At 53.4% G+C, this 19,600-nt stretch carries 17 protein-coding genes; 10 read left to right on the forward strand and 7 right to left on the reverse strand.

Annotation, left to right across the window (positions count from 1 at the left end):
- The first annotated feature begins 215 nt into the window (after positions 1 to 215).
- Together ABTW62_RS00095 and ABTW62_RS00100 are read left to right on the forward strand one after the other, a co-directional pair.
- On the forward strand, positions 216 to 1,115 hold the full coding sequence (locus ABTW62_RS00095; RefSeq protein WP_430902534.1) for an alpha/beta fold hydrolase: 900 nt from the start codon (positions 216 to 218) through the stop codon (positions 1,113 to 1,115).
- A gap of 175 nt (positions 1,116 to 1,290) precedes the next feature.
- Complete coding sequence (locus tag ABTW62_RS00100) at positions 1,291 to 1,578, forward strand: helix-turn-helix domain-containing protein (protein ID WP_430902535.1); 288 nt, start codon at positions 1,291 to 1,293, stop codon at positions 1,576 to 1,578.
- Positions 1,579 to 1,632: 54 nt separating this feature from the next.
- Here the strand turns inward: ABTW62_RS00100 and ABTW62_RS00105 are convergent, their stop codons facing one another.
- A complete protein-coding gene (locus ABTW62_RS00105) occupies positions 1,633 to 2,493 on the reverse strand; it encodes a radical SAM protein (protein WP_430902634.1) in 861 nt (286 codons plus the stop codon).
- A gap of 16 nt (positions 2,494 to 2,509) precedes the next feature.
- Between ABTW62_RS00105 and queD the strand changes: the two genes are divergently transcribed.
- The 3 genes from queD to ABTW62_RS00120 all read left to right on the forward strand — a co-directional run bounded on the left by queD (position 2,510) and on the right by ABTW62_RS00120 (position 4,917).
- Positions 2,510 to 2,977 carry a 6-carboxytetrahydropterin synthase QueD gene (gene queD, locus ABTW62_RS00110; RefSeq protein ID WP_430902536.1) on the forward strand — a complete coding sequence of 156 codons (468 nt, stop codon included), beginning with the start codon at positions 2,510 to 2,512 and terminating at the stop codon, positions 2,975 to 2,977.
- 513 nt (positions 2,978 to 3,490) lie between these two features.
- Entirely contained in the window at positions 3,491 to 4,255 is a 765-nt protein-coding gene (locus ABTW62_RS00115; RefSeq protein WP_430902537.1) for a TatD family hydrolase, read from the forward strand.
- A 2-nt stretch (positions 4,256 to 4,257) separates the two neighbouring features.
- Positions 4,258 to 4,917 (forward strand): ankyrin repeat domain-containing protein, encoded by a 660-nt coding sequence (locus ABTW62_RS00120; protein ID WP_430902538.1) that lies wholly within the window; start codon positions 4,258 to 4,260, stop codon positions 4,915 to 4,917.
- A gap of 106 nt (positions 4,918 to 5,023) precedes the next feature.
- Here ABTW62_RS00120 and ABTW62_RS00125 read toward each other — a convergent pair whose 3' ends face one another.
- Entirely contained in the window at positions 5,024 to 6,076 is a 1,053-nt protein-coding gene (locus tag ABTW62_RS00125) for a YgfZ/GcvT domain-containing protein (RefSeq protein WP_430902539.1), read from the reverse strand.
- A 188-nt stretch (positions 6,077 to 6,264) separates the two neighbouring features.
- Here ABTW62_RS00125 and ABTW62_RS00130 point away from each other — a divergent pair, with 188 nt between their 5' ends.
- The 3 genes from ABTW62_RS00130 (at position 6,265) to ABTW62_RS00140 (ending at position 8,749) form a co-directional block, all read left to right on the forward strand.
- The gene (locus ABTW62_RS00130) at positions 6,265 to 6,702 is read left to right on the forward strand and encodes a protein YgfX (RefSeq protein WP_430902540.1); all 438 of its coding nucleotides are present in this window, start codon (positions 6,265 to 6,267) and stop codon (positions 6,700 to 6,702) included.
- 105 nt (positions 6,703 to 6,807) lie between these two features.
- Positions 6,808 to 7,977, forward strand: a complete 1,170-nt coding sequence (locus tag ABTW62_RS00135) for a UbiH/UbiF family hydroxylase (protein ID WP_430902541.1) — start codon at positions 6,808 to 6,810, stop codon at positions 7,975 to 7,977.
- 46 nt (positions 7,978 to 8,023) lie between these two features.
- Positions 8,024 to 8,749 (forward strand): DsbC family protein, encoded by a 726-nt coding sequence (locus ABTW62_RS00140; RefSeq protein ID WP_430902542.1) that lies wholly within the window; start codon positions 8,024 to 8,026, stop codon positions 8,747 to 8,749.
- A gap of 6 nt (positions 8,750 to 8,755) precedes the next feature.
- On the opposite strand, the gene mltA is transcribed toward ABTW62_RS00140, so the two are convergent.
- Together mltA and ABTW62_RS00150 are read right to left on the reverse strand one after the other, a co-directional pair.
- Positions 8,756 to 9,982 carry a murein transglycosylase A gene (gene mltA, locus ABTW62_RS00145; protein WP_430902543.1) on the reverse strand — a complete coding sequence of 409 codons (1,227 nt, stop codon included), beginning with the start codon at positions 9,980 to 9,982 and terminating at the stop codon, positions 8,756 to 8,758.
- 193 nt (positions 9,983 to 10,175) lie between these two features.
- On the reverse strand, positions 10,176 to 10,922 hold the full coding sequence (locus ABTW62_RS00150; RefSeq protein ID WP_430902544.1) for a Nif3-like dinuclear metal center hexameric protein: 747 nt from the start codon (positions 10,920 to 10,922) through the stop codon (positions 10,176 to 10,178).
- A gap of 37 nt (positions 10,923 to 10,959) precedes the next feature.
- Here ABTW62_RS00150 and ABTW62_RS00155 point away from each other — a divergent pair, with 37 nt between their 5' ends.
- Both ABTW62_RS00155 and ABTW62_RS00160 read left to right on the forward strand, forming a co-directional pair.
- Positions 10,960 to 12,099, forward strand: a complete 1,140-nt coding sequence (locus ABTW62_RS00155; protein ID WP_430902545.1) for a Do family serine endopeptidase — start codon at positions 10,960 to 10,962, stop codon at positions 12,097 to 12,099.
- A gap of 12 nt (positions 12,100 to 12,111) precedes the next feature.
- Positions 12,112 to 13,761, forward strand: a complete 1,650-nt coding sequence (locus tag ABTW62_RS00160; protein WP_430902546.1) for a hypothetical protein — start codon at positions 12,112 to 12,114, stop codon at positions 13,759 to 13,761.
- 69 nt (positions 13,762 to 13,830) lie between these two features.
- Here ABTW62_RS00160 and ABTW62_RS00165 read toward each other — a convergent pair whose 3' ends face one another.
- The 3 genes from ABTW62_RS00165 to nifJ form a co-directional block, all read right to left on the reverse strand.
- Entirely contained in the window at positions 13,831 to 14,352 is a 522-nt protein-coding gene (locus ABTW62_RS00165) for a DUF2780 domain-containing protein (protein WP_430902547.1), read from the reverse strand.
- A 577-nt stretch (positions 14,353 to 14,929) separates the two neighbouring features.
- A complete protein-coding gene (locus ABTW62_RS00170) occupies positions 14,930 to 15,922 on the reverse strand; it encodes a dihydroorotate dehydrogenase-like protein (RefSeq protein WP_430902548.1) in 993 nt (330 codons plus the stop codon).
- A gap of 80 nt (positions 15,923 to 16,002) precedes the next feature.
- The gene (gene nifJ / locus ABTW62_RS00175; RefSeq protein WP_430902549.1) at positions 16,003 to 19,584 is read right to left on the reverse strand and encodes a pyruvate:ferredoxin (flavodoxin) oxidoreductase; all 3,582 of its coding nucleotides are present in this window, start codon (positions 19,582 to 19,584) and stop codon (positions 16,003 to 16,005) included.
- Between the last annotated feature and the right edge of the window lie 16 nt (positions 19,585 to 19,600).

Consider the following 19,600-nt stretch of genomic DNA (forward strand, 5'->3'; position numbering starts at 1 on the left):
GCTGGTCTCTGGTCGATGGTTGGCATATGTATGATGGACGCATTTTGACCTGAAACCCCCGCTTGGGTAGGCGGTTGTCTGCAATTTTCAAGTTACCGGGTGGCCATGGTCCTTCTGAATACGCTGACTGTACGTCATGGCGGCCAACTGGGTAATCCGGGTTTAATCAGCAGTCGCCTGATCCTGAAGAACCTTCATGAGGAATTGTTTAGCCTATGTCATGGAAGCATTTATTTGTCCCGACACTGACCGAGTCTGGTAAGCCTCAAGGCCATCACCGGCTGGCCTATACCGACTGGGGAGACCCGAAGAATGAACATGTTGTCGTCTGCGTGCATGGGTTGACCCGCAATTGCAGGGATTTTGATTTTCTGGCGGCGGCCTTACAACAAGATTTCAGGGTGATATGCATCGATATGGTAGGGCGCGGGCGCAGCGACTGGCTTCAGCGCCCGCTGGATTATAATTCGCCGCTGGTTTATTTGTCGGATGTGGAGAACATGCTCAGGCATGTGCATACCGAAGCGCCCGGACGTATGCAATTGTATTGGGTGGGCGTTTCCATGGGCGGATTGATTGGCATGATGCTGGCTGCGCGGCCGCACCTGCCCGTCGATTTCAACGCGCTGGTCATCAGTGATATCGGTCCTTTCATTCCAACCTGGATTCTGAGGCGGTTCGCGGACTTTGTCGGTAAAGATCCGCGTTTCGACAGCCTGGATCAAATGAAGAACTATATGAAAAGCATCTCGATGTCATGCGGCGACCTGAGCGATGCACAATGGCATCATTTGGCAAAATATGGTGCGCGAGATCATGCGGACGGAACGGTGGGTTTCCGATATGATCCCGCCATTTCGATCAGTTTCCAGCCGGATGTCGCACAAGATATCGACTTGTGGCCACACTGGGACAGGCTTGCACTGCCAACCCTGGTGCTGCGTGGAGAAAAATCGGATCTTCTGCCGCCGGCCATGGCGGGTGAAATGCAGTTACGTGGTCCCAGGGCGAATGTTGTTGAATTGCCGGGTATCGGGCATGCACCCATGTTGATGGATTCTCGGGAAATTGGTCTGATCAGGAATTTTTTGCTGAAATTCAAATCTCATAGCTAAGGATGGTAATGCCTTCCAGCCAATTGACAGTATGATGAGAATAAGAGGCTAAAAATGCTGTTGATATATGCGTGGGGACATCTTAAGTTGCCGTCTGATATGACGATTAAGAGAAGTGTAATCAGCAGTCGGTCCGAGTTGTTATCTCATATTTGCGATATTTAAAATAAATAAAATGAAACTTTTTAAAAGAATACCCAACCCGAGAGAAATTCGTCAGAAATTAGGACTCAATCAGCAGGAGTTTTGGAGCAAAGTTGGTGTGACCCAGAGTGGAGGTTCCCGCTATGAAAGTGGACGGGAAATGCCAAAGGCGGTAAGAGAACTGTTGCGGCTCGTGCATATAGACCGTATTGATTTGACCAAAATCAAGCGGGATGATTTGGTCGTAGCCGCGATGCTGAAGGCCCAATATCCTGATTTATATAAAAGCCTGAAAAAATCTGCCAAGCAACTGAAATAGCGTATTTTGCTGTCACAATCGTTAATTGACTGGATGACTCGTTGGCTATCAGTTTCAGGGGCTGACTTTGACGGGAATGCCAAGCGTTCTGATTCTGGCAGCAAAGGTTTCCATCCATTCCTCGCTGACTTTCGACAGTCGCGCAGCTTCGGGTTGTAAAGACGGGCGTGCCAGGGTGTAAAGCAGCACTCCTCTGATCTGGACCCCATCCTGCAGAAGCGCATCGACAAAACTGATATAGGCATCCAGCTCAGTCTGACCGGGCGGCGTTTCATCCAGCTGGAATACGCATGTTTGTAGCCAGGTAGGGCAGAGCGAAGCTGCCAGGCATAAATTTTCACGCATGCGCGCCAGGCTCATGTGGGTGTGGTTGATCTGCAACCGGCCCACTTTCGTGACGCTGTCCAGCTTGAACCAGATTTCACCGTTCAGCTTGGCCAGCTGGCTGAGACCATTTTGTACCGTTACGCGATGAATCAGGCTGCCATTGGTGATCAGTACGACTTTGAGCGTGTCGGGCAAAGGGAATTCATCTTTCACTTTGCCAATCAACTGGATCACTTGCTCGAATTCCTTGGCGCTGGTAGGCTCGCCGTTCCCGGACAAAGCGATGTCATGTATGACTCTGGCTTCCGGCGGGACTTTTTCCTGCATGAAACGCCCGTATATCAGTTCATGCAAAAAACTACGTAGCTCCTGTTCCAGTTTAGGCAAATCGATGACCGGCGCGCTCCCGCGTTGGAGTGCCGGCACCTGGCAATAGAGGCAGCGCCAGTTGCAGGCATTATTCGGATTGAGATTAATGCCGATCGACAGGCCGCCTGCACGCCGCGAAACCACCGGATAGACATAGGTCAGGCCGGCGCTATCGCGGCTGTGATCTTCTGGAGTCAATCGTTTGACTGTAGGTTGCAATGGTATAATTTCCGGAATGTTAATCACTCGAAAGTTTGAATTCGATGCGGGCCATCGGATTTCCACGCATACCAGCAAATGCCGCAATTTGCATGGGCATCGCTATGTGCTGGAGATCACATTGTCCGGTCACATTATCGCTGATGCCGGCGTGCCTGAGCAAGGTATGGTCATGGATTTTTCAGAGGTAAAACGTATTGTAAGGGAAGCACTCGTCGATCAGTGGGATCATGCGTTTTTGGTCTACGCCGGGGATACTCTGGTATTGTCGTTTCTGCAATCCCTGCCGGATCATAAAACAGTTGTGCTCAAGGTCCAACCTACAGCTGAGAACCTCGCGTTAATCGCTTTTGGCGTGCTCGATCGGGCTTTCTGTGATAAGTATGGCAATCAATTGCAGCTTGAGCATGTGCGCCTGTTTGAGACCCCCAATTGTTGGGCGGATGTGAACCGGAAGGACGTCATGTATGATCAGGGTGCTTGATAACCGCTTCCTGTTTGGCGCCGTTTTGCAAATCGAATGAATCTTGTTTTTTATGCTTCTGAACTATTTTCACTGTCAGTATGGCGCATGAAATGCGCCTAGTACCAGGCTAGCGGCGGCAGCCGTCATACTAGGGTGCGCTCGCACACCCTACGGGGCGACCTGCTCCGCTATTGGTTTTGATAACCACGAATACACACAAATACACACCAATGATTTAGTGGTGATGTTCACATGGATAGAGTTTAGTCATGCGAAAGGGAGAAGGTGCGATAGCCGGCCAAATTACGTGTGAAACACATTCGAAGTGATTTTCAGTATTCGTGTCCATTGGTGTGCATTCGTGGTTTTATTTGTAGAGTGCGCTTGCGCACCATAAAACTGACTAGGAAGTATCCTGAGCGGCATGCATCCTGCTGGAAATTTCTTATATGTTTAGTGCTTGGTATACAGCATTTCCTGGATGTCGTGCCGGGAATGCCATGTTAACTTATTAATAAATCAGCAATAACTATGTTTATTGACTCCCATTGTCATCTTGATTTTCCTGATTTGGCCGCCCAGTTGCCCGAGTTGCTACAGAATATGCAGTCCGGTCAGGTCACGCATGCCCTGTGTGTCAGTGTGAATCTGGAAGATTTTCCGCGGGTGCTGGCATTGGCCGAAGCGCATCCACATCTTTTTGCTTCGGCCGGGGTGCACCCTGATTATGAAAATGTGCGGGAGCCCGATGCCGCGTGCCTGGCAGAACTGGCGGATCATCCCAAGGTCATTGCGATCGGCGAGACAGGGCTGGATTATTTTCGCTTGCAAGGTGATCTTGAATGGCAGCGTGAGCGCTTTCGGCAACATATCCGTGCGGCCAGGCAATGTGGCAAGCCGCTGATCATCCATACGCGTGCAGCTTCTGCGGATACCTTGCGCATCATGGAGGAGGAGGGGGCGGATCGCATCGGCGGCGTCATGCATTGCTTTACCGAATCCTGGGAAGTGGCCCAGCGTGCGCTCGAGATGAATTTTTACATTTCGTTCTCGGGCATTGTGACATTCAAGAATGCGAAAATTGTCAAGGAAGTGGCGCAAAGAATGCCTGCCGAAAGAATTCTGATCGAGACGGATTCTCCTTACCTCGCGCCCGTCCCGTATCGGGGCAAGACCAATCAACCCGCATTTGTGCGCCATGTCGCCGAGGAAATCGCGCGACTGCGTGAAGTCAGTCTGGAGGAAATCGCATCTACGACAACGAACAATTTCTTCAACTTGTTCAAGGTGGCCTGACCATGCATACGACCCCACAGCAAACTTTCCCTATTCGCACACTGGTTTTTCTGCTTTGTCTAGTCATTCTGAGCATGCCCGTGCATGCCGGTATGGATGAAGATTTGATCAGGGCCGTGGAGAACAATAACGCCTCCCAAACCCGGAAATTGCTGGACAAAGGTGCAAATCCCAATGTGCGCAATTCTCAGGGATATACTGCCCTGATGCTGGCCGCACGCAACCAGCAACCTAAACTGGCGATATTGTTGCTTGAAGCTGGCGCGGACCCAGATTTGCGGAATAAGTACGGCGAGACAGCCATCATGCTGGCCAGCTATCATGGTCAGCTGGAGCTGGTCAAACAGCTCTATGCCAAGGGTGCGGATATCGATCATGATGGCTGGAACCCGCTGATCTATGCTGCCAGTAAAGGCTATAGCGAAATTGTGCAATTCCTGCTGAGCTTTGGGGCAAGCGTCAACGCCACAACCGATAACGGCACAACCGCACTGATGATGGCTGCACGCGGCAATCATTACGATACGGTCGAATTGTTGCTGAAACACGGCGCAGACGCGCTGATACGAAACGAGGCGGATGGTACGGCGCTCAAATGGGCAGAGAAACGGGATCATCGCAGTGTGGTGAAGCTGCTTGAACGCAATGGCGTGACTGAGTGACGCCATTGCAATCAAACTGAACGAGCACGATAAAATCTCTGCTGCTGCATCGGAAATTTGTATGCGCTGCGGGCAGCTGTTTCCATGATCTCGGTTGTACTGGGTGCTAGGATGGCGGGAGCGGATAGGGCAGCGGCAGCAACGCCAGCTGCGGACCATCGGGGTGCTGCCAGTGTATTATCGTGCTGGCTTGTGCGCTACTGATTTGAATGACGGCCAGCACATCGTATCCCCCGGCAGGCGAGGGGGCCGCGCGAACGATCATCCCGCAAGCCTGATTTTGCGTATCGGCACTGAACAGATCATTACCCGCAGCTACAATCGAAGGTGAATCAATATGCGCACGATACATGCGGCGCTTGAGCCTACCCAGATACTGGGTGCGCGCGACTATTTCCTGGCCTGGATAACAGCCTTTCTTAAAACTGACGCCACCGATAATATCCAGATTGATCATCTGTGGAACAAACTGTTCTTGCGTTGCCGCTTGAATGCTGGGGATTCCCTCGCTGATTTCCAGCCATTCCCAGCACTTGGCGCCGGCGCAGTGAGCTTGCTCATGGATTCGTGTCCATAACGAAGATGCATGGGCAGGCGTGGTGATGCACTCAAATCGTTGAATATTATGGCACAGCAGTTGCCCATCGGGTATTGGCGTCCACCGCAGTGGCTGTGTCGGAATGGTGATATGGGGCAGGCTGGCTTGTAGCAACTGTCTGGCTTTCTGCCCCGCAATGCCGAAGCGCACAAGATTTTTACTTTCATCTTGCAGAGTTACTTTTGCGCGCAGCACGAACATCCTGAGCCGTTTTATCACGGCATCAACCCGTTCCAGGGGGAGTTGCATCAAATAGCCTTCTCCGGATAGATCCTGCCAGATCAGAAAATTGCTTAACAAACGTCCTTTGGGTGTGCAATAGCCGCCATGCGTCGCGATATCGGAGGTGACGGTGCGGAGATCGCAACTCAATTGTCCTTGTAAGAAACTGTGCGCATCCTCTCCGGAAAAACGAATCAGGCCTAAATGAGAAAGATCAGTCAGTACCGTGTCCACCTCGGTATGAGCCAGTTCTTCGGCTGGATGGCCAAAATGCTGCACGCAATCGGATTCGATATGCGCATTCTGGCCTGCCAGGAATGTAAACCAATCAGAATTCATGAGTGAATTTATTCAAATTATCCAAAATTTGCCAGTTGCTTGAGAGCTGAACTGTGCTTGATGTAAGCTTGCAGAAAGTTTCTGCCATGTAACAGCATGTAACATGCAGCGGTTTGGCTGCACATGCGCGAACGAGGTTATTATCCAGCGAAACCGAATTGTATGAAGAATCAGGCCCATTCATCAATATGGATAAATTAAATATCCAGCTGCATGCCTCCAGACAGCTCGCCGTTTTGCTAGGGCTCGCGCATGGCGCGGCAGTGGGCGCGATTTGGCCAACGGCATTGCCTGTGCTGCTGAAGATTTGTATGACGTTGCTGCTGGCAGGCAGCCTATACTACTACTTCCGGCAATTTGCCTGGTTAAATTCGTCGCAGGCGATTGTCAAATTGCAGTTGACTGGCAGAAATGGCTGCCGGGTCAGTCTGCTGACAAATGACCATCTTGATTGCCGTGTGGATGGCAATACTTTTGTCGCATCCTATATGGTCGTACTTTGCCTGAAAGACGAACATACTGTTTGGCGTCGTACCCTTGTCATTCTGCCGGACGCAATCGATGCAGAGGCGTTCAGACAGCTTCGTGTCTGGTTGCGCTGGAAATGGCGGGATGCTCGGGACTAACCCGCACAGCGTGCAGTCCAAATTTTTTCTGTCGATGTAAAGAGCAGGCGCCTGAGGGAAGAAATCAGGCATAATCTGCATTTGCTATCCTAGTATAATCCAGTTATGAAATTCGATATCGTGGTAATTGGTGGTGGGTTGGTCGGGGCAAGTCTGCTGGCCGCATTGAAGGACAGTGGTTTGAAGCTGGCGGTGGTTGAGTCTCGCTTGCCGGCGCCCATTCCAGATGATGCGAGCTGGGATGGGAGGATTTATGCGATCAGCCCCGGGAGTGCCGATTTTCTGCGGAAAATGAACGCCTGGCAGAGGCTGGATGCCGCGCGTATTACCCCCGTTTACGACATGCAGGTCCATGGCGATGATCAGGCAGCCAGACTTGATTTCAGTGCCTACGAAAGCGGTGTGCCGGAGCTTGCTTATATCGCCGAAAATCGGCAGTTGCAGCATGCCATCTGGGAGATGCTGACATCCGGGGCGGCCAATGTCGAGATATTCTGTCCGGCGCGGTGCGCATCGATAGCCTGGCATGAATCGCATGCCGAGCTGACACTTGCGGATGGCAGCAGTTTGCAGGCGGCCCTGGTGGTCGGTGCGGATGGTGTCAATTCCTGGGTCAGGGAACAGGCGGGTATCGGTACCGAATCCCATAGCTATTTTCAGACCGGGATCGTCGCCAATTTTCAGACTGAGCGCGCCCATCACAACATCGCATTTCAATGGTTCCGCCGTGACGGTATTCTGGCACTCCTGCCACTGCCAGGCAAACGCGTGTCCATGGTTTGGTCAGCCAATAAATCCAGAGCCGATATGCTGCTTGAACTGTCCGAGGAAGCGTTGGGCGATTTCGTTGCTCAGGCTGCCAATCACGCACTGGGTGCGATGCAGTTGATTACGCCGCCACTTGGATTTCCATTGAATTTTGTGCATGTCCAATCACTTGTCAAACCACGGCTGGCCCTGATCGGCGATGCCGCGCATGGCATTCATCCGCTTGCCGGGCAGGGGGTGAATTTGGGGTTGCGGGATGCGCGTGAACTTGCCAATCTGCTTTTGCAGTTTGACGGGGTGGGAGATTGCGGCGAACATCACCTTTTACGTTGTTACGAGCGGAGCCGGAAAGAAGACATTCTGGCCATGGAATGGGTCACAGACGGACTGCAGAAATTGTTTGGCAGCGAGCATGCAACCCTCATTCGTTTGAGAAATCTGGGATTCGAGATCACCAACCGCTTGCCTGTTCTGAAAACCAGGTTGATGCAGCACGCACTGAGTTGAGCCTGCCTGCCGTCAGCGATTAAGCCATTTACATAGGAGAAACTCAATGTCCATATCTTTCCGATCATTCCGTTTTTTGGGCTTGCTGGGCTGTTTCCTCGCGGGAATTGTCCTGGCCGAAGAAACGGATCTGAAAAAAGCTATTCAGGCCCATTTCCCTGAGAGCGAGATCGAGAGCCTGACCCAGACGCCGTTCCTCGGACTGTATGAGGTGGTCATCGGCGGCGAAATTTTTTACACAGATGAAAAAGCAGACTATTTCTTCATGGGCCACATTGTGGACACCCAAACCCGGGTCAGTCTGACCAGCGAGCGCATGCAACAGATCCGGGACGCACGCCGGATTGCAATCGATAGCTTGCCGCTGGAGCATGCCATCAAGGCAGTCAAGGGAAACGGCAAAAGAACCCTGATCGTGTATTCCGATCCGAATTGCCCTTACTGCAAGCGGCTGGAAAAAGAGCTGGTCAATGCAACCGATGTGACTATTTACACCCTGCTTTACCCAATTCTGAATGGCTCAGCAGCTACCGCCAAAGCTATCTGGTGTGCCGAAGATCGGCTCAAGGCATGGGATGATTTTATGCTCAGAGCGATTGCACCAGCCGCTAAGGATTGCGAAACACCAATGCAAACATTGTTACAATCGGGGCAGCAACATCGGGTGACGGGGACGCCCACCCTGATATTTGCTGATGGTTCGGTTGTGTCCGGGCTGATTCCGCTCGATGAAATCGAGAAACGGCTCAACCAAGCGGTAGCCGGTAAATAGCGATAGTCAAGGTTTGCGCGCCTGGTGCTGGTATTTTTTGGGAAGCAGCACCCACATTCTGGCTGGTTGTTTCATTTTGCCTGCCTGGGTCTCGGCTTCTTTGCCGTATCCCCAGAAAAAATCAGCGCGCACGCCGCCCTTGATAGCACTGCCGGTATCTTGCGCCACCATCAACCGGTTGAGGGGTTCGGCAGTGTTGGGCCAGGTTGTGGCCAGGTAAATCGGTGCGCCCAAGGGGATGCTGTCAGGATCAATGGCAATACTTCTGCCAGCGGTCAGCGGTACACCGAGTGCGCCGACCGGACCGGAAAGGCTGGCGGGTAGCTCACGAAAGAAAATAAAACGTGCGTTCTGCTGAAGCAAGGTTTCGAGCTTATCCGGATTTTGTTGGCCCCAGCGTTTGATCCCTTGCATGGATGCCTGCCAAGCTGCCAGCTCGCCCTGTTCGATGAGCAGCTTGCCTATGGAGCGATAGGGATAGCCATTATGATCGGCATACCCAACTTTTACGATCTCACCATTTTCCAGGATAACCCGCCCGGATCCCTGTATCTGCAGAAAGAACAGTTCAACCTGATCTTCCACCCATAAGAGTTCTCTGCCTTTTAACAGGTTGCGGTTGTTCTCAATTTCTGCCCGTGTATAGTAGGGGACAACCTTGCGTCCTTCCAGGCGGCCCCGCGCAAGGGTGGATGGGTTGTCGGCATGGGTATTGTTAAGGTCGATCGTCAGTAAATCCTTGGGGGGCGCATAAATGGGGTAGCGAAAACGGCCGGAAGGTTTTCTGCTGCCATAAAGCAGAGGTTCGTAGTAACCCGTGGCCAATCCTTCGGTGCTGCCATCCGCATTAACCACCTGATAGGGAATGAAATGATTTTCCATGAAGCGCCTGATGGTCAGTTCATCGGGGCGCTCGATGGCTGCGGCGCGCGCACAGATTTCCTGCCATAGTGAGCGGTGCTTGAGAGGCTGACAGCCCTGGAGGAAGGTTCCCCAAGTCGGCAAAAGTGTCGTCTGTTGCCAGTCCGGTAACCGGGCCCAGTCAGAAGCCTTGAGCAGGCCTTTGCCATGGATAATGGCGGGTGCTTTCGGAGGATGTTGGGAAGGCGGTGGGGCTTCGGTCGAGACTATCGGCTTCTCTGCTATGGAAGGTTTCGGGGTGGCTGTTTCAGTCTTGCAACCTGACAGTCCAAACAAAATTGCGAGCCCTAGCAATGTCGATTGGGTTTTCATCAGAATTCAGTTAAAGTTATAGGTTTATAGTAAATGACAGATTAAATCTGATAAATATGTGGGTATTGGCATTCGAAGCAGCATTGGTATTGGCGCTGATAGCATTTATCATCTGGTGGACCCTTCCCAGGAAAAAGAACAAACAGGCCGAAGCGCAAGATGAGGCCGACAAAAAAGAGTAGCGCATGCGGGCTCACACAGGATTATCTATATCAATAAAATGATGGATGAATCCAAACTTGTGCGAGAGATGTTCCCCGAGCGCCTGGACGCCGTAGCGTTCGGTTGCATGATGTCCGGCCGCGATATATGCGACACCGGATTCCCTCGCGGCGTGCACGTTTTGTTCGGAAATCTCGCCAGTGATATACGTATCCACCCCTAACGCAATCGCTGCTTCAAAATAGCCCTGCGCTGCGCCCGTACACCAGGCGATACGCTCAACTGGCTTGGAAGCATCACCGATTGCGAGAGGTGTGCGTCCCAGAACCCGCTCCAATGTGTCGTTCAGCGCTTGCAAACTGGTGGGTTCGGCCAAGTGGCCGTGCCGCGCGAGATCCTGTTCGCCAAAACAGCCATCTTCCGTGATGTTCAATTTCATCCCGAGCTGGGCATTGTTGCCCAGCTCGGGATGAGCGTCCAGCGGCAGGTGATAGGCGTAGAGATTGATGTTATGCTTGAGCAAGGTGGCGAGGCGATGGCGTTTGATGCCGCGCAAACGGATGTCTTCGCCACGCCAGAAATAGCCATGATGAACCAGCACGGCATCCGCCTGCCGCGCAACTGCGGCCTCCAATAATGCCTGTGACGCGGTCACACCGCTGACGATGGTATGTACCATTGCGCGGCCTTCGACCTGTAAACCATTTGGGCAATAATCCTGGAACTGACAGGCATTCAGCAGGTCATTCAAATAATGTTCCAACACGTTTTGTTGCATAATGTCTTTTTTGAATTCAAGCGATTGATAATCTGCTATGTATAAACTTTGGTCAATTTTTGCACAAACTGCAACTGTTCTGCTTGCTATTTTTTTTGTGGTGTCCACTTTACGCCCTGAGTTGTTGCCCTGGACGCCGCGGGGCAAGCTCGCAACCATACGCGAAGTTGCAGGGCCAGAGATCGTGGCGGCACCTCGCGCTGACAGTTTCAATGCTGCCGCGGAACGGGCCATGCCTTCGGTGGTGAACATCTATACCAGTAAAGAGGTCAGAGCCCCTCAGCATCCGTTGATGGAAGATCCCTTCTTTCAGCGCTTTTTCGGTGATCGCTACAGCCCCAGAATGCAACGGACCTCCAGTCTCGGGTCTGGGGTGATTGTCAGCCCGGAGGGATATATTCTAACCAACCATCATGTGGTGGAAGCGGCCAGTGAGATTCAGGTCGCGCTGGTTGATGGCAGAAACGCGAAGGCGCGCACGATCGGTTCGGATCCGGAGAGCGATCTGGCCGTGCTCAAGATCGATCTCGATAATCTCCCCAGCATTACTTTTGGTGAATCCGACCAGGCCAAAGTTGGGGATATCGTGCTTGCAATCGGCAATCCTTTTGGTGTTGGGCAGACTGTCACCATGGGGATTATCGGCGCACTCGGCCGCTCTCAGGTGGGCATCAATACCTTTGAGAACTTCATTCAGACCGATGCGGCGATCAATCCTGGTAATTCGGGCGGGGCCTTGACCGACACATCCGGCAACCTGATCGGCATCAATACCGCGATATACTCGCGCACTGGCGGTTCTCTCGGGATTGGCTTCGCCATTCCCGTCAGCGCGGTCAAACAGATCATGCAGCAAATTATTGAGACCGGTGGTGTTGTACGTGGCTGGCTGGGTGTCAGCATGCAGGATATCACCCCCGAATTGGCCGAATCGTTCGGACTGGAAAGAACTCGCGGTACCCTGATCGCGGGTGTGCTCAAGAATGGTCCGGCTGATGATGCCGGAATCAAGCCTGGCGATATTCTGATTGCCGTGAATGGAGAAACGGTCAGAAATTCTTCGGAAATGCTGAACAAGGTCGCAGCGCTCCCGCCCGGAAAAGTCACGACACTGACAATTTTGCGCAATGGCCTGGAACAAAAGGTGCAAGTCCTGGTGGGCAAACGTCCAACCTAAGGTTTGCATCTCATGAATATCAAGTTTCTAAACGGCTTGCCAGCCGCGCTGGTGCGTTGGGTCGACCTCAATCTGCTATCTCTCGGCAGGGAGATGCGGCTTTCCTATTTGCCGCCCTTGATGGTCTATCTGGCAGCTGGCATCTCCAGTCTGACTGGCATCGTCGGCACATTCTATGTCAAGGAGCGTCTGGGACTGTCGGCAGAATTCCTGGCAGCACTCGGGTTCTGGATGGCGCTACCCTGGGCGCTCAAAATGCCGCTTGGCCATCTGGTGGACTTGATGTGGCGCTGGAAAAGCCTGCTGGTCTATATGGGTGCTGGTTTGATCGCACTCAGCCTGTTCATCATGGTCGGGCTGCTCGGTTATACAGAAAGTATGCGCGCGCTTGCACCGCTGGCCCATTGGTATGTCGCGGCCGCGTTGCTGGCACCGATCGGATATGTGCTGCAGGATGTCGTGGCCGATGCCATGACCGTAGAAGCGGTGCCACGGGTTGAACCGAATGGGAACATGGTCGAGGCAGGCAAGCGCAAGCAAATGCACATCACCATGCAGACCCTCGGCCGGGTGGCAATTATCGGTGGCGGGATACTGGTGGCGGTGGTTAACGTCATATTGATGCGCGACGTTGCGACACTTTCGGAAGAAGAGAAAGGCGCTGTCTATTTATTCGTTTATCAACTTGCCCTGATCATTCCGCTGGTATCTGTTTGCGGGGTTTGGCTGGCGGCCTGGTTGAAACGGCGTGATACCAAGCGTTTTATTACGCAAGGCCTCGATCGCAAGGCGGCCGAAGCCTTGCTGAATGTGCATAATGAAGCCCCGCCAATCAATTGGTGGATACTTGGCGGGGGCTTGGTATTCATGATTATTTCATTGGGTGCGGGTCTTGGGCAAATACCTGGTGCGGAAGAAATTATCTTCTGCCTGTCGATGGCAATTATCCTGTTCCTGATCTGGCGCTTGACCAGCGAGCTGGAGCCTGAAGCACGCCGGGTTCTGGTCGGTACGGCTCTGCTGGTGTTCGTGTTTCGCGCGATTCCCACTCCTGGTGCCGGGGCGACCTGGTGGATGATCGACGAGTTGGATTTCGATCAGCAATTTCTGGCGACATTGTCCTTGATTGGCTCCACATTGACACTTGCCGGAATGTTCATTTTTCGTCGCTTCATGGCGGAACGTTCGATGGCGTATGTCATTGGTTTCCTGACTGTAGCTGGCACGGTTCTGTCATTGCCGATCATCGGCATGTATTTTGGCTTGCATGAATGGACTGCTGCGCGCACGGATGGTGTGGTGGATGCGCGTTTTATTGCGGTGATCGATACTGCACTGGAATCGCCGCTCGGGCAGATCGCAATGATTCCCATGCTTGCCTGGATCGCCAATTCCGCGCCCGACAAACTCAAGGCTACTTTCTTTGCCGTGATGGCATCCTTTACCAACCTGGCATTGTCTGCCTCGCAACTGGGCACCAAATATATTAACCAGGTATTCACTGTCACGCGTGAAGTCAAAGATGCAGAAACCGGTGAGATTCTGATCCCCGCTGATTACAGCGAGTTGGGCATACTGCTTATAACAGTGACCCTCATCGGTTTCGTGTTGCCAATGCTGACAGTTGTTTTGATCAAATACTCTCGCCTGCGTAGTGCCTGAGCATTCTCATTCTGTTTATCCAACCCAATTGTTGCCGGCAAACCTACTGCTGTAACGGCTCAGCCGTGTTTACATCCCGCCCATCAACGCAGACCGGAGCGCAGTCGCGAGGGCGCTCCCGCCCGTGCCTTCAACATACTGCACAATAGTGGGTATGAATTTCTGAACCATGTCGGGTGTCATGCCGAGTTGCAGGAATGTGCCAGCCATGCCACCACTACCGAGTGCGCCGGCAGCAGGCGCGGCACCCAGTAGACTTTGCATATCGGGGACCGAATGGCTCAAAGCAGTAAAATCACTGCCCGTCATTCTCGATTTTGCCAGCTGTAAGAGTGCGCCTGCGCCACCCTGCGCCTGCTGCTGGGTGACACCCAATTGCTGCATCAATACTTCGGTTAGTCCGGTGCTGCTGTCTGCAGTCGGTGCGACGGTCGTGGCGGTGTCACCACCGCCTTGCAATATTTGTTTACCTTGCTGCAGAGCGCCATTAGTGCCTGAGAGCGTATCCAAATCGAATGCATGGACATGGTCAGCCAGACCTATTGCGGTACTTAGCGAAAAGCCAGCCATTAACAATTTAACCGTTTTCATTGTATCGGCTCCTTATTCTGGAAACACTACATACAACGATACCAGATTTACACATTACGCAATATGCCCCTATGCAATTTTCAGTAGAATATATGTGCCGTTCAGAGATAATCCCTCGCCAGTTTCATGGTGCGTAAATGCACTCTGCGCACTGCAATACTTCACTCACCATTTCTGGGGCTTCGTATTCATTCGCGTTGATCTTCCGGCGACTATCCGTGCCTCGCCTGCGACTACCCTGGCAAGGCGCTCAGCATCAAGGCCAGGCAGGCAGGCTTGGGTTGGATTGCTTCGCTGCGCTCACAATGAACCGCAATAAACGTAACCGCTACCCACACCCGTAACAGCCATCGCCATGACGAGCAAGCAGGGCTGGGGAATAATACGTCGTTACAATTCACTATTATGCCTCCATACAATTCTCAGCACATGAGGCAGCAGGGCATCATCTATCGTCAGTTGATCGGTGCGCAAGCGCACCGATCAACTGGATGGTTACGCGCCCGTTGGCGCTGGCCATTACGGAGATTGCCATTACGTCTGAAGGGTTACTGAAAATGGTTCATAGGTATATTCACTATTTGCTTCCCTCCAGTATCCGGATGTAGTTCGCCCGTTCAAACGCGCTTGGGTCGATGGTGTTTTGCTGGCTCATCACGCCTTTGAACTGGCTGACGGATTGGAAATCCAGCATTTCCATCCATTCCTGTACGCCTTGGGTGATGGTGGCGAGATGGTTGATGCCATGCTGGTAAAGCGAGGAAGCAGTCATGACTGCATCGGCGCCGGCCAGCAGGTACTTGATCGCTTCAGTGGCGCTTTGCACGCCGGTGGTTGCGGCCAGCGATGCGTGGATTTTGCCATACAAAACTGAAATCCACAGGAGTGGGAGGCGGATTTCGTTGGCGTGGCTGTATTCCAGGTTGGAGAGCACTTTCAGTGCCCGGATATCGAAGTCGGGCTGGTAAAAGCGGTTGAAGAGCACCAGGCCGTCTGCGCCGGCATCTGCCAGGCGGTGGGCCATATTGCCCATGGCCGAGAAGTAGGGATTGAGCTTGATTGCGACCGGTACTGAGACACTGGTTTTGATGCGGCTGACGATATCCAGGTAGCGTGCCTCCACCTCGGTGCCGGTCAGCGCCAGGTCAGCCGGGATATAGAACACGTTGAGTTCGATGCCATCGGCACCGGCTGCTTCCATTTGCTGGGCATAGTCGATCCAGCCTGCATCGGTGATGCCGTTGAGGCTGGCGATGATGGGGATGTCCACGCGCGCTTTGGCCTGGCGAATGATTTCCAGATATTGGTCCGGACCGACATGATAATCTTCTAGCCCAGGGAAATAATCGAGGGCTTCGGCGAAAGTATTGCTGGTTGCATCCAGCACGGATTCATAGGCTGCCATCTCCTGCCGGAGCTGTTCCTCGAACAGCGAGAACAGCACGACCGCGCCCGCGCCGGCATCTTCCATCTGAACAATGTTATCCACCTGTTCGGAAAGCGGGCAGGCTGAAACAACGATTGGCGAGCGGAGCCTGAGCCCCATGTAGGTGGATGTCAGATCTTTCATATTTTTGCTCAGTATATTTTTGAGTTGATCAATCTGCGTGCCTGCTGTTTTCGCCACACAGCTCCGAAATCTCCGTCTGATCAGGCAATCGGCTGGAAATCCTGCGATGGCCAGCTCGCCATGTCCTCGTAGGTTTTCCAGCGAAGATTGACGATTTCCTGGGCCAGTTTGAGAAGATGTTCCGCCTCGTCCGGTTTGCTCTGCGCGAGGATACGGTAGCGCAGTTCATTGTAGGCATAGTCCTTCAGCTTGATCGTCGGGCGGGGGGAATCAAGGATGAAGGGATTCTTGCCTGCCTGACGCAGAGCTGGATTGTAGCGGATCAGCGGCCAGTGGCCGGAAGCGGCAGCCAGTTTCTGCTGATCCAGTCCTTTTGCCATATTGATGCCATGAGCGATGCAATGACTATAGGCCAATACGAGCGAGGGGCCGGGATAGGCTTCCGCTTCGCGCATGGCCAGCAGCGTTTGCTGCGGATTGGCGCCCATGGCGATCTGTGCGACATAGACATTGCCATAGGAGATGGCCTGCATGGCCAAATCTTTTTTACCGACCTGTTTGCCGGCTGCGGCAAACTTGGCAGTAGCCGCAGTGGGGGTTGCCTTGGACATCTGGCCACCGGTGTTGGAATAAACCTCGGTATCCAGCACCAGCACATTCATGTTCTTGCCACTGGCGAGCACATGATCCAGTCCCCCGGCACCGATATCGTAGGCCCAGCCATCCCCTCCGACTAGCCAGATGCTGCGTCGCACCAAGGTGTCTGCAACCGAGAGCAGGCTACTGGCATCGGGGCTGGTCATTTGCAGCAGTTTCACCTTGAGCAGACCGACTCGTTCGCGTTGGCGGGAAATTTCGGATTCCAACTGTTGCGGGGCATGCAGAATCCCATCCACCAGTTCATCACCCAATGCTGGCCGCAGTTTTTCCAGCAAATCACGGGCAATTACGGCATGCTTGTCGACTGTGATTCTCATTCCCAGGCCAAATTCGGCATTGTCCTCGAAAAGCGAGTTGGACCAGGCTGGACCTTGCCCCTGTGCATTGGTCGTCCAGGGAGTGGTCGGCAGATTGCCGCCGTAGATCGATGAGCAGCCCGTGGCATTGGCCACGATCAGGCGATCGCCGAACAGCTGCGAGAGCAGACGTAGGTAAGGTGTTTCGCCGCAACCGGCGCAGGCGCCAGAAAATTCGAACAGCGGTTCCAGAAACTGCGCACCGCGTACCAGGGAAAAATCGATTCTGGTGCGATCGTTGACTGGCAGCTGCATGAAGAAATCGATATGTTGTTTTTCGCGTTCCAGGACAGGAGCCTTGCTGTGCATGTTGATCGCTTTCTTGCCCGGCTCGGTCAGGCTGACGGCCGGGCAGGCTTCCACGCAGAGCCTGCAACCCGTGCAGTCTTCCACATAGACCTGCAGGCTATAGCGTGTTTCGGGGAAGCCTTTGGCGTTGATAGGGGCAGAAGGAAATTCAGCCGGTGCGCCCGCCAGGCGTGCACCGTGATAGAACTTGGCTCGAATGACGCTATGTGGGCAGACGAAGCTGCAGTTGCCGCACTGAATGCAGATATCCGGTTCCCAGGCGGGTACCTCATCGGCAATATTGCGTTTTTCCCATTTGGTGGTACCGCTGGGATATGTGCCGTCTGCCGGAAGCATGCTCACTGGCAGCTCGTCTCCCTTGCCCTGCATCATCATGGCAGTGACTTCCCGGACAAACTGTGGTGCGTCGGCGGCGACTGCCGGTGGTATTTGCTTGCGGCTGTTTACCTGGTCCGGGATGTCGACCGGGTGCAGGTTCGCCAGGGCTGCATCCACGGCGCGGAAGTTTTGCGCAATGACAGCCTTGCCTTTTTTGGCATAGGTTTTCTCGATCGCCCTTTTAATCTGGCTGATGGCCTCATCCTTGGGCAGCACACCGGAGAGGGCGAAAAAACAGGTTTGCATGATGGTGTTGATGCGGTGGCCCATGCCACTTTCCCGGGCCACTTTCGAGGCATCAATGACAAATAGTTGGACGCGCTTGTCGAGGATGTCCTGCTGTACTGGCCGCGGGAGTTCGTTCCAAATGGCTTCAGGGCCATAAGGGCTGTTGAGCAGAAAGCAGGCGCCCACTCTGGCGTGAGCCAGAATGTTTTCTTTCTCGATAAAGTTGTATTGATGGCAGGCGATAAAATTTGCCTCCTTGATCAGATAAGGCGCCAGGATCGGGTTTTTACCAAAGCGTAAATGAGAAACAGTTTTGGCGCCTGACTTCTTGGAATCATAGACAAAATAGCCTTGCGCATGAAGCGGCGTATTCTCCCCGATGATTTTAATGCTGTTCTTGTTGGCGCCCACGGTGCCATCCGCCCCCAGCCCAAAAAAGAGAGCCTCTGTCATGGTTTTGTCTTGCAGCACAAAATCTGGGTCATATTCGAGACTGCTGTGGGTCAGGTCGTCGCGAATGCCAATAGTGAAATGGTTCTTGGGCGTATCTTGCTTCAGCGCATCGAAAACCGCCTTGGCCATGGCCGGCGTAAATTCCTTGGACGATAAACCGTAACGGCCACCAACTATTCTCGGCAAGGCGGGGATTTTTCCCTCGCTGAAGGCTTCCATGAGTGTGGCGGTGACGTCCTGATACAAGGGTTCGCCGGTTGCGCCGGGTTCCTTGGAGCGATCAAGCACGGCGATTCTACGTGCGGTAGGAGGGAGTGCATGCAGAAAATGCTGCATGGACAGGGGGCGGTACAGCCGCACCAGAATGGTGCCTACTTTCTCTCCGAGGCCGGCAAGGTGTTTGCAGGTTTCGATGGCAGTCTGCGCGCCGGAGCCCATCAGGATGACGACGCGCTCGGCATCGGGCGCGCCATAGTATTCAAACAGTTGATAGCGGCGTCCGGTCAGTGTCGAGAAACGGTCCATGTTTTCTTCAACGATGGCAGGCAATTGAAGGTAGTAGGGGTTGACGGTTTCACGTGCCTGAAAGTAAACATCGGGGTTTTGCGCAGTGCCACGTATCACCGGTCGATCCGGATTCAGGTTGCGGTAGCGGTGAGCGTAGACCAGCTCGTCATCCATCATGGCGCGAATCTGCTCATCGGAGAGCAGCGTGATTTTGCTCACTTCGTGGGACGTGCGAAAGCCGTCGAAAAAGTGCAGAAAAGGAATGCGGGCTTTCAGCGTGGCGGCCTGACAGATAAGCGCCATGTCATGCGCTTCCTGAACCGAGGCCGAGGCCAGTAGCGCAAAGCCAGTCGTGCGGGCGGCCATGACATCGTTATGATCGCCAAAGATCGAAAGCGCCTGCGCAGCCAGAGATCGCGCGGCCACATGAAACACGGCCGGGGTCAATTCTCCCGCGATTTTGTACATATTGGGCAGCATCAGCATCAGCCCCTGCGACGCGGTAAAGGTGGTGGTCAAGGCACCGGTCTGCAAGGCACCATGCACAGTGCCTGCCGCGCCGGCCTCACTTTGCATTTCTATGACTTCCGGTACATTTCCCCAGATATTGGGGATGCCCTTGGCAGCCCATTCATCGGCAAGCTCTGCCATGGTGGAAGAAGGTGTGATGGGATAGATCGCACACACTTCGTTGACGCGATAGGCAATGTAAGCGGTTGCTTCATTACCGTCTATGGTGGCAATCCTGTTATTCCGGGTGGGTGTTGTCATAGCGGCCTCAAAGGTA

This window comes from Nitrosomonas sp. ANs5, from assembly GCF_050584665.1.
Classification (GTDB): Bacteria; Pseudomonadota; Gammaproteobacteria; order Burkholderiales; family Nitrosomonadaceae; genus Nitrosomonas.

Coding starts and splice junctions, on each gene's coding strand:
- ABTW62_RS00095 (WP_430902534.1), top strand. CDS start 216: ATGTCATGGAAGCATTTATTTGTCCCGACACTGACCGAGTCTGGTAAG.
- ABTW62_RS00100 (WP_430902535.1), top strand. CDS start 1,291: ATGAAACTTTTTAAAAGAATACCCAACCCGAGAGAAATTCGTCAGAAA.
- queD (WP_430902536.1), top strand. CDS start 2,510: ATGTTAATCACTCGAAAGTTTGAATTCGATGCGGGCCATCGGATTTCC.
- ABTW62_RS00115 (WP_430902537.1), top strand. CDS start 3,491: ATGTTTATTGACTCCCATTGTCATCTTGATTTTCCTGATTTGGCCGCC.
- ABTW62_RS00120 (WP_430902538.1), top strand. CDS start 4,258: ATGCATACGACCCCACAGCAAACTTTCCCTATTCGCACACTGGTTTTT.
- ABTW62_RS00125 (WP_430902539.1), bottom strand. CDS start 6,076: ATGAATTCTGATTGGTTTACATTCCTGGCAGGCCAGAATGCGCATATC.
- ABTW62_RS00130 (WP_430902540.1), top strand. CDS start 6,265: ATGGATAAATTAAATATCCAGCTGCATGCCTCCAGACAGCTCGCCGTT.
- ABTW62_RS00135 (WP_430902541.1), top strand. CDS start 6,808: ATGAAATTCGATATCGTGGTAATTGGTGGTGGGTTGGTCGGGGCAAGT.
- ABTW62_RS00140 (WP_430902542.1), top strand. CDS start 8,024: ATGTCCATATCTTTCCGATCATTCCGTTTTTTGGGCTTGCTGGGCTGT.
- mltA (WP_430902543.1), bottom strand. CDS start 9,982: ATGAAAACCCAATCGACATTGCTAGGGCTCGCAATTTTGTTTGGACTG.
- ABTW62_RS00150 (WP_430902544.1), bottom strand. CDS start 10,922: ATGCAACAAAACGTGTTGGAACATTATTTGAATGACCTGCTGAATGCC.
- ABTW62_RS00155 (WP_430902545.1), top strand. CDS start 10,960: ATGTATAAACTTTGGTCAATTTTTGCACAAACTGCAACTGTTCTGCTT.
- ABTW62_RS00160 (WP_430902546.1), top strand. CDS start 12,112: ATGAATATCAAGTTTCTAAACGGCTTGCCAGCCGCGCTGGTGCGTTGG.
- ABTW62_RS00165 (WP_430902547.1), bottom strand. CDS start 14,352: ATGAAAACGGTTAAATTGTTAATGGCTGGCTTTTCGCTAAGTACCGCA.
- ABTW62_RS00170 (WP_430902548.1), bottom strand. CDS start 15,922: ATGAAAGATCTGACATCCACCTACATGGGGCTCAGGCTCCGCTCGCCA.
- nifJ (WP_430902549.1), bottom strand. CDS start 19,584: ATGACAACACCCACCCGGAATAACAGGATTGCCACCATAGACGGTAAT.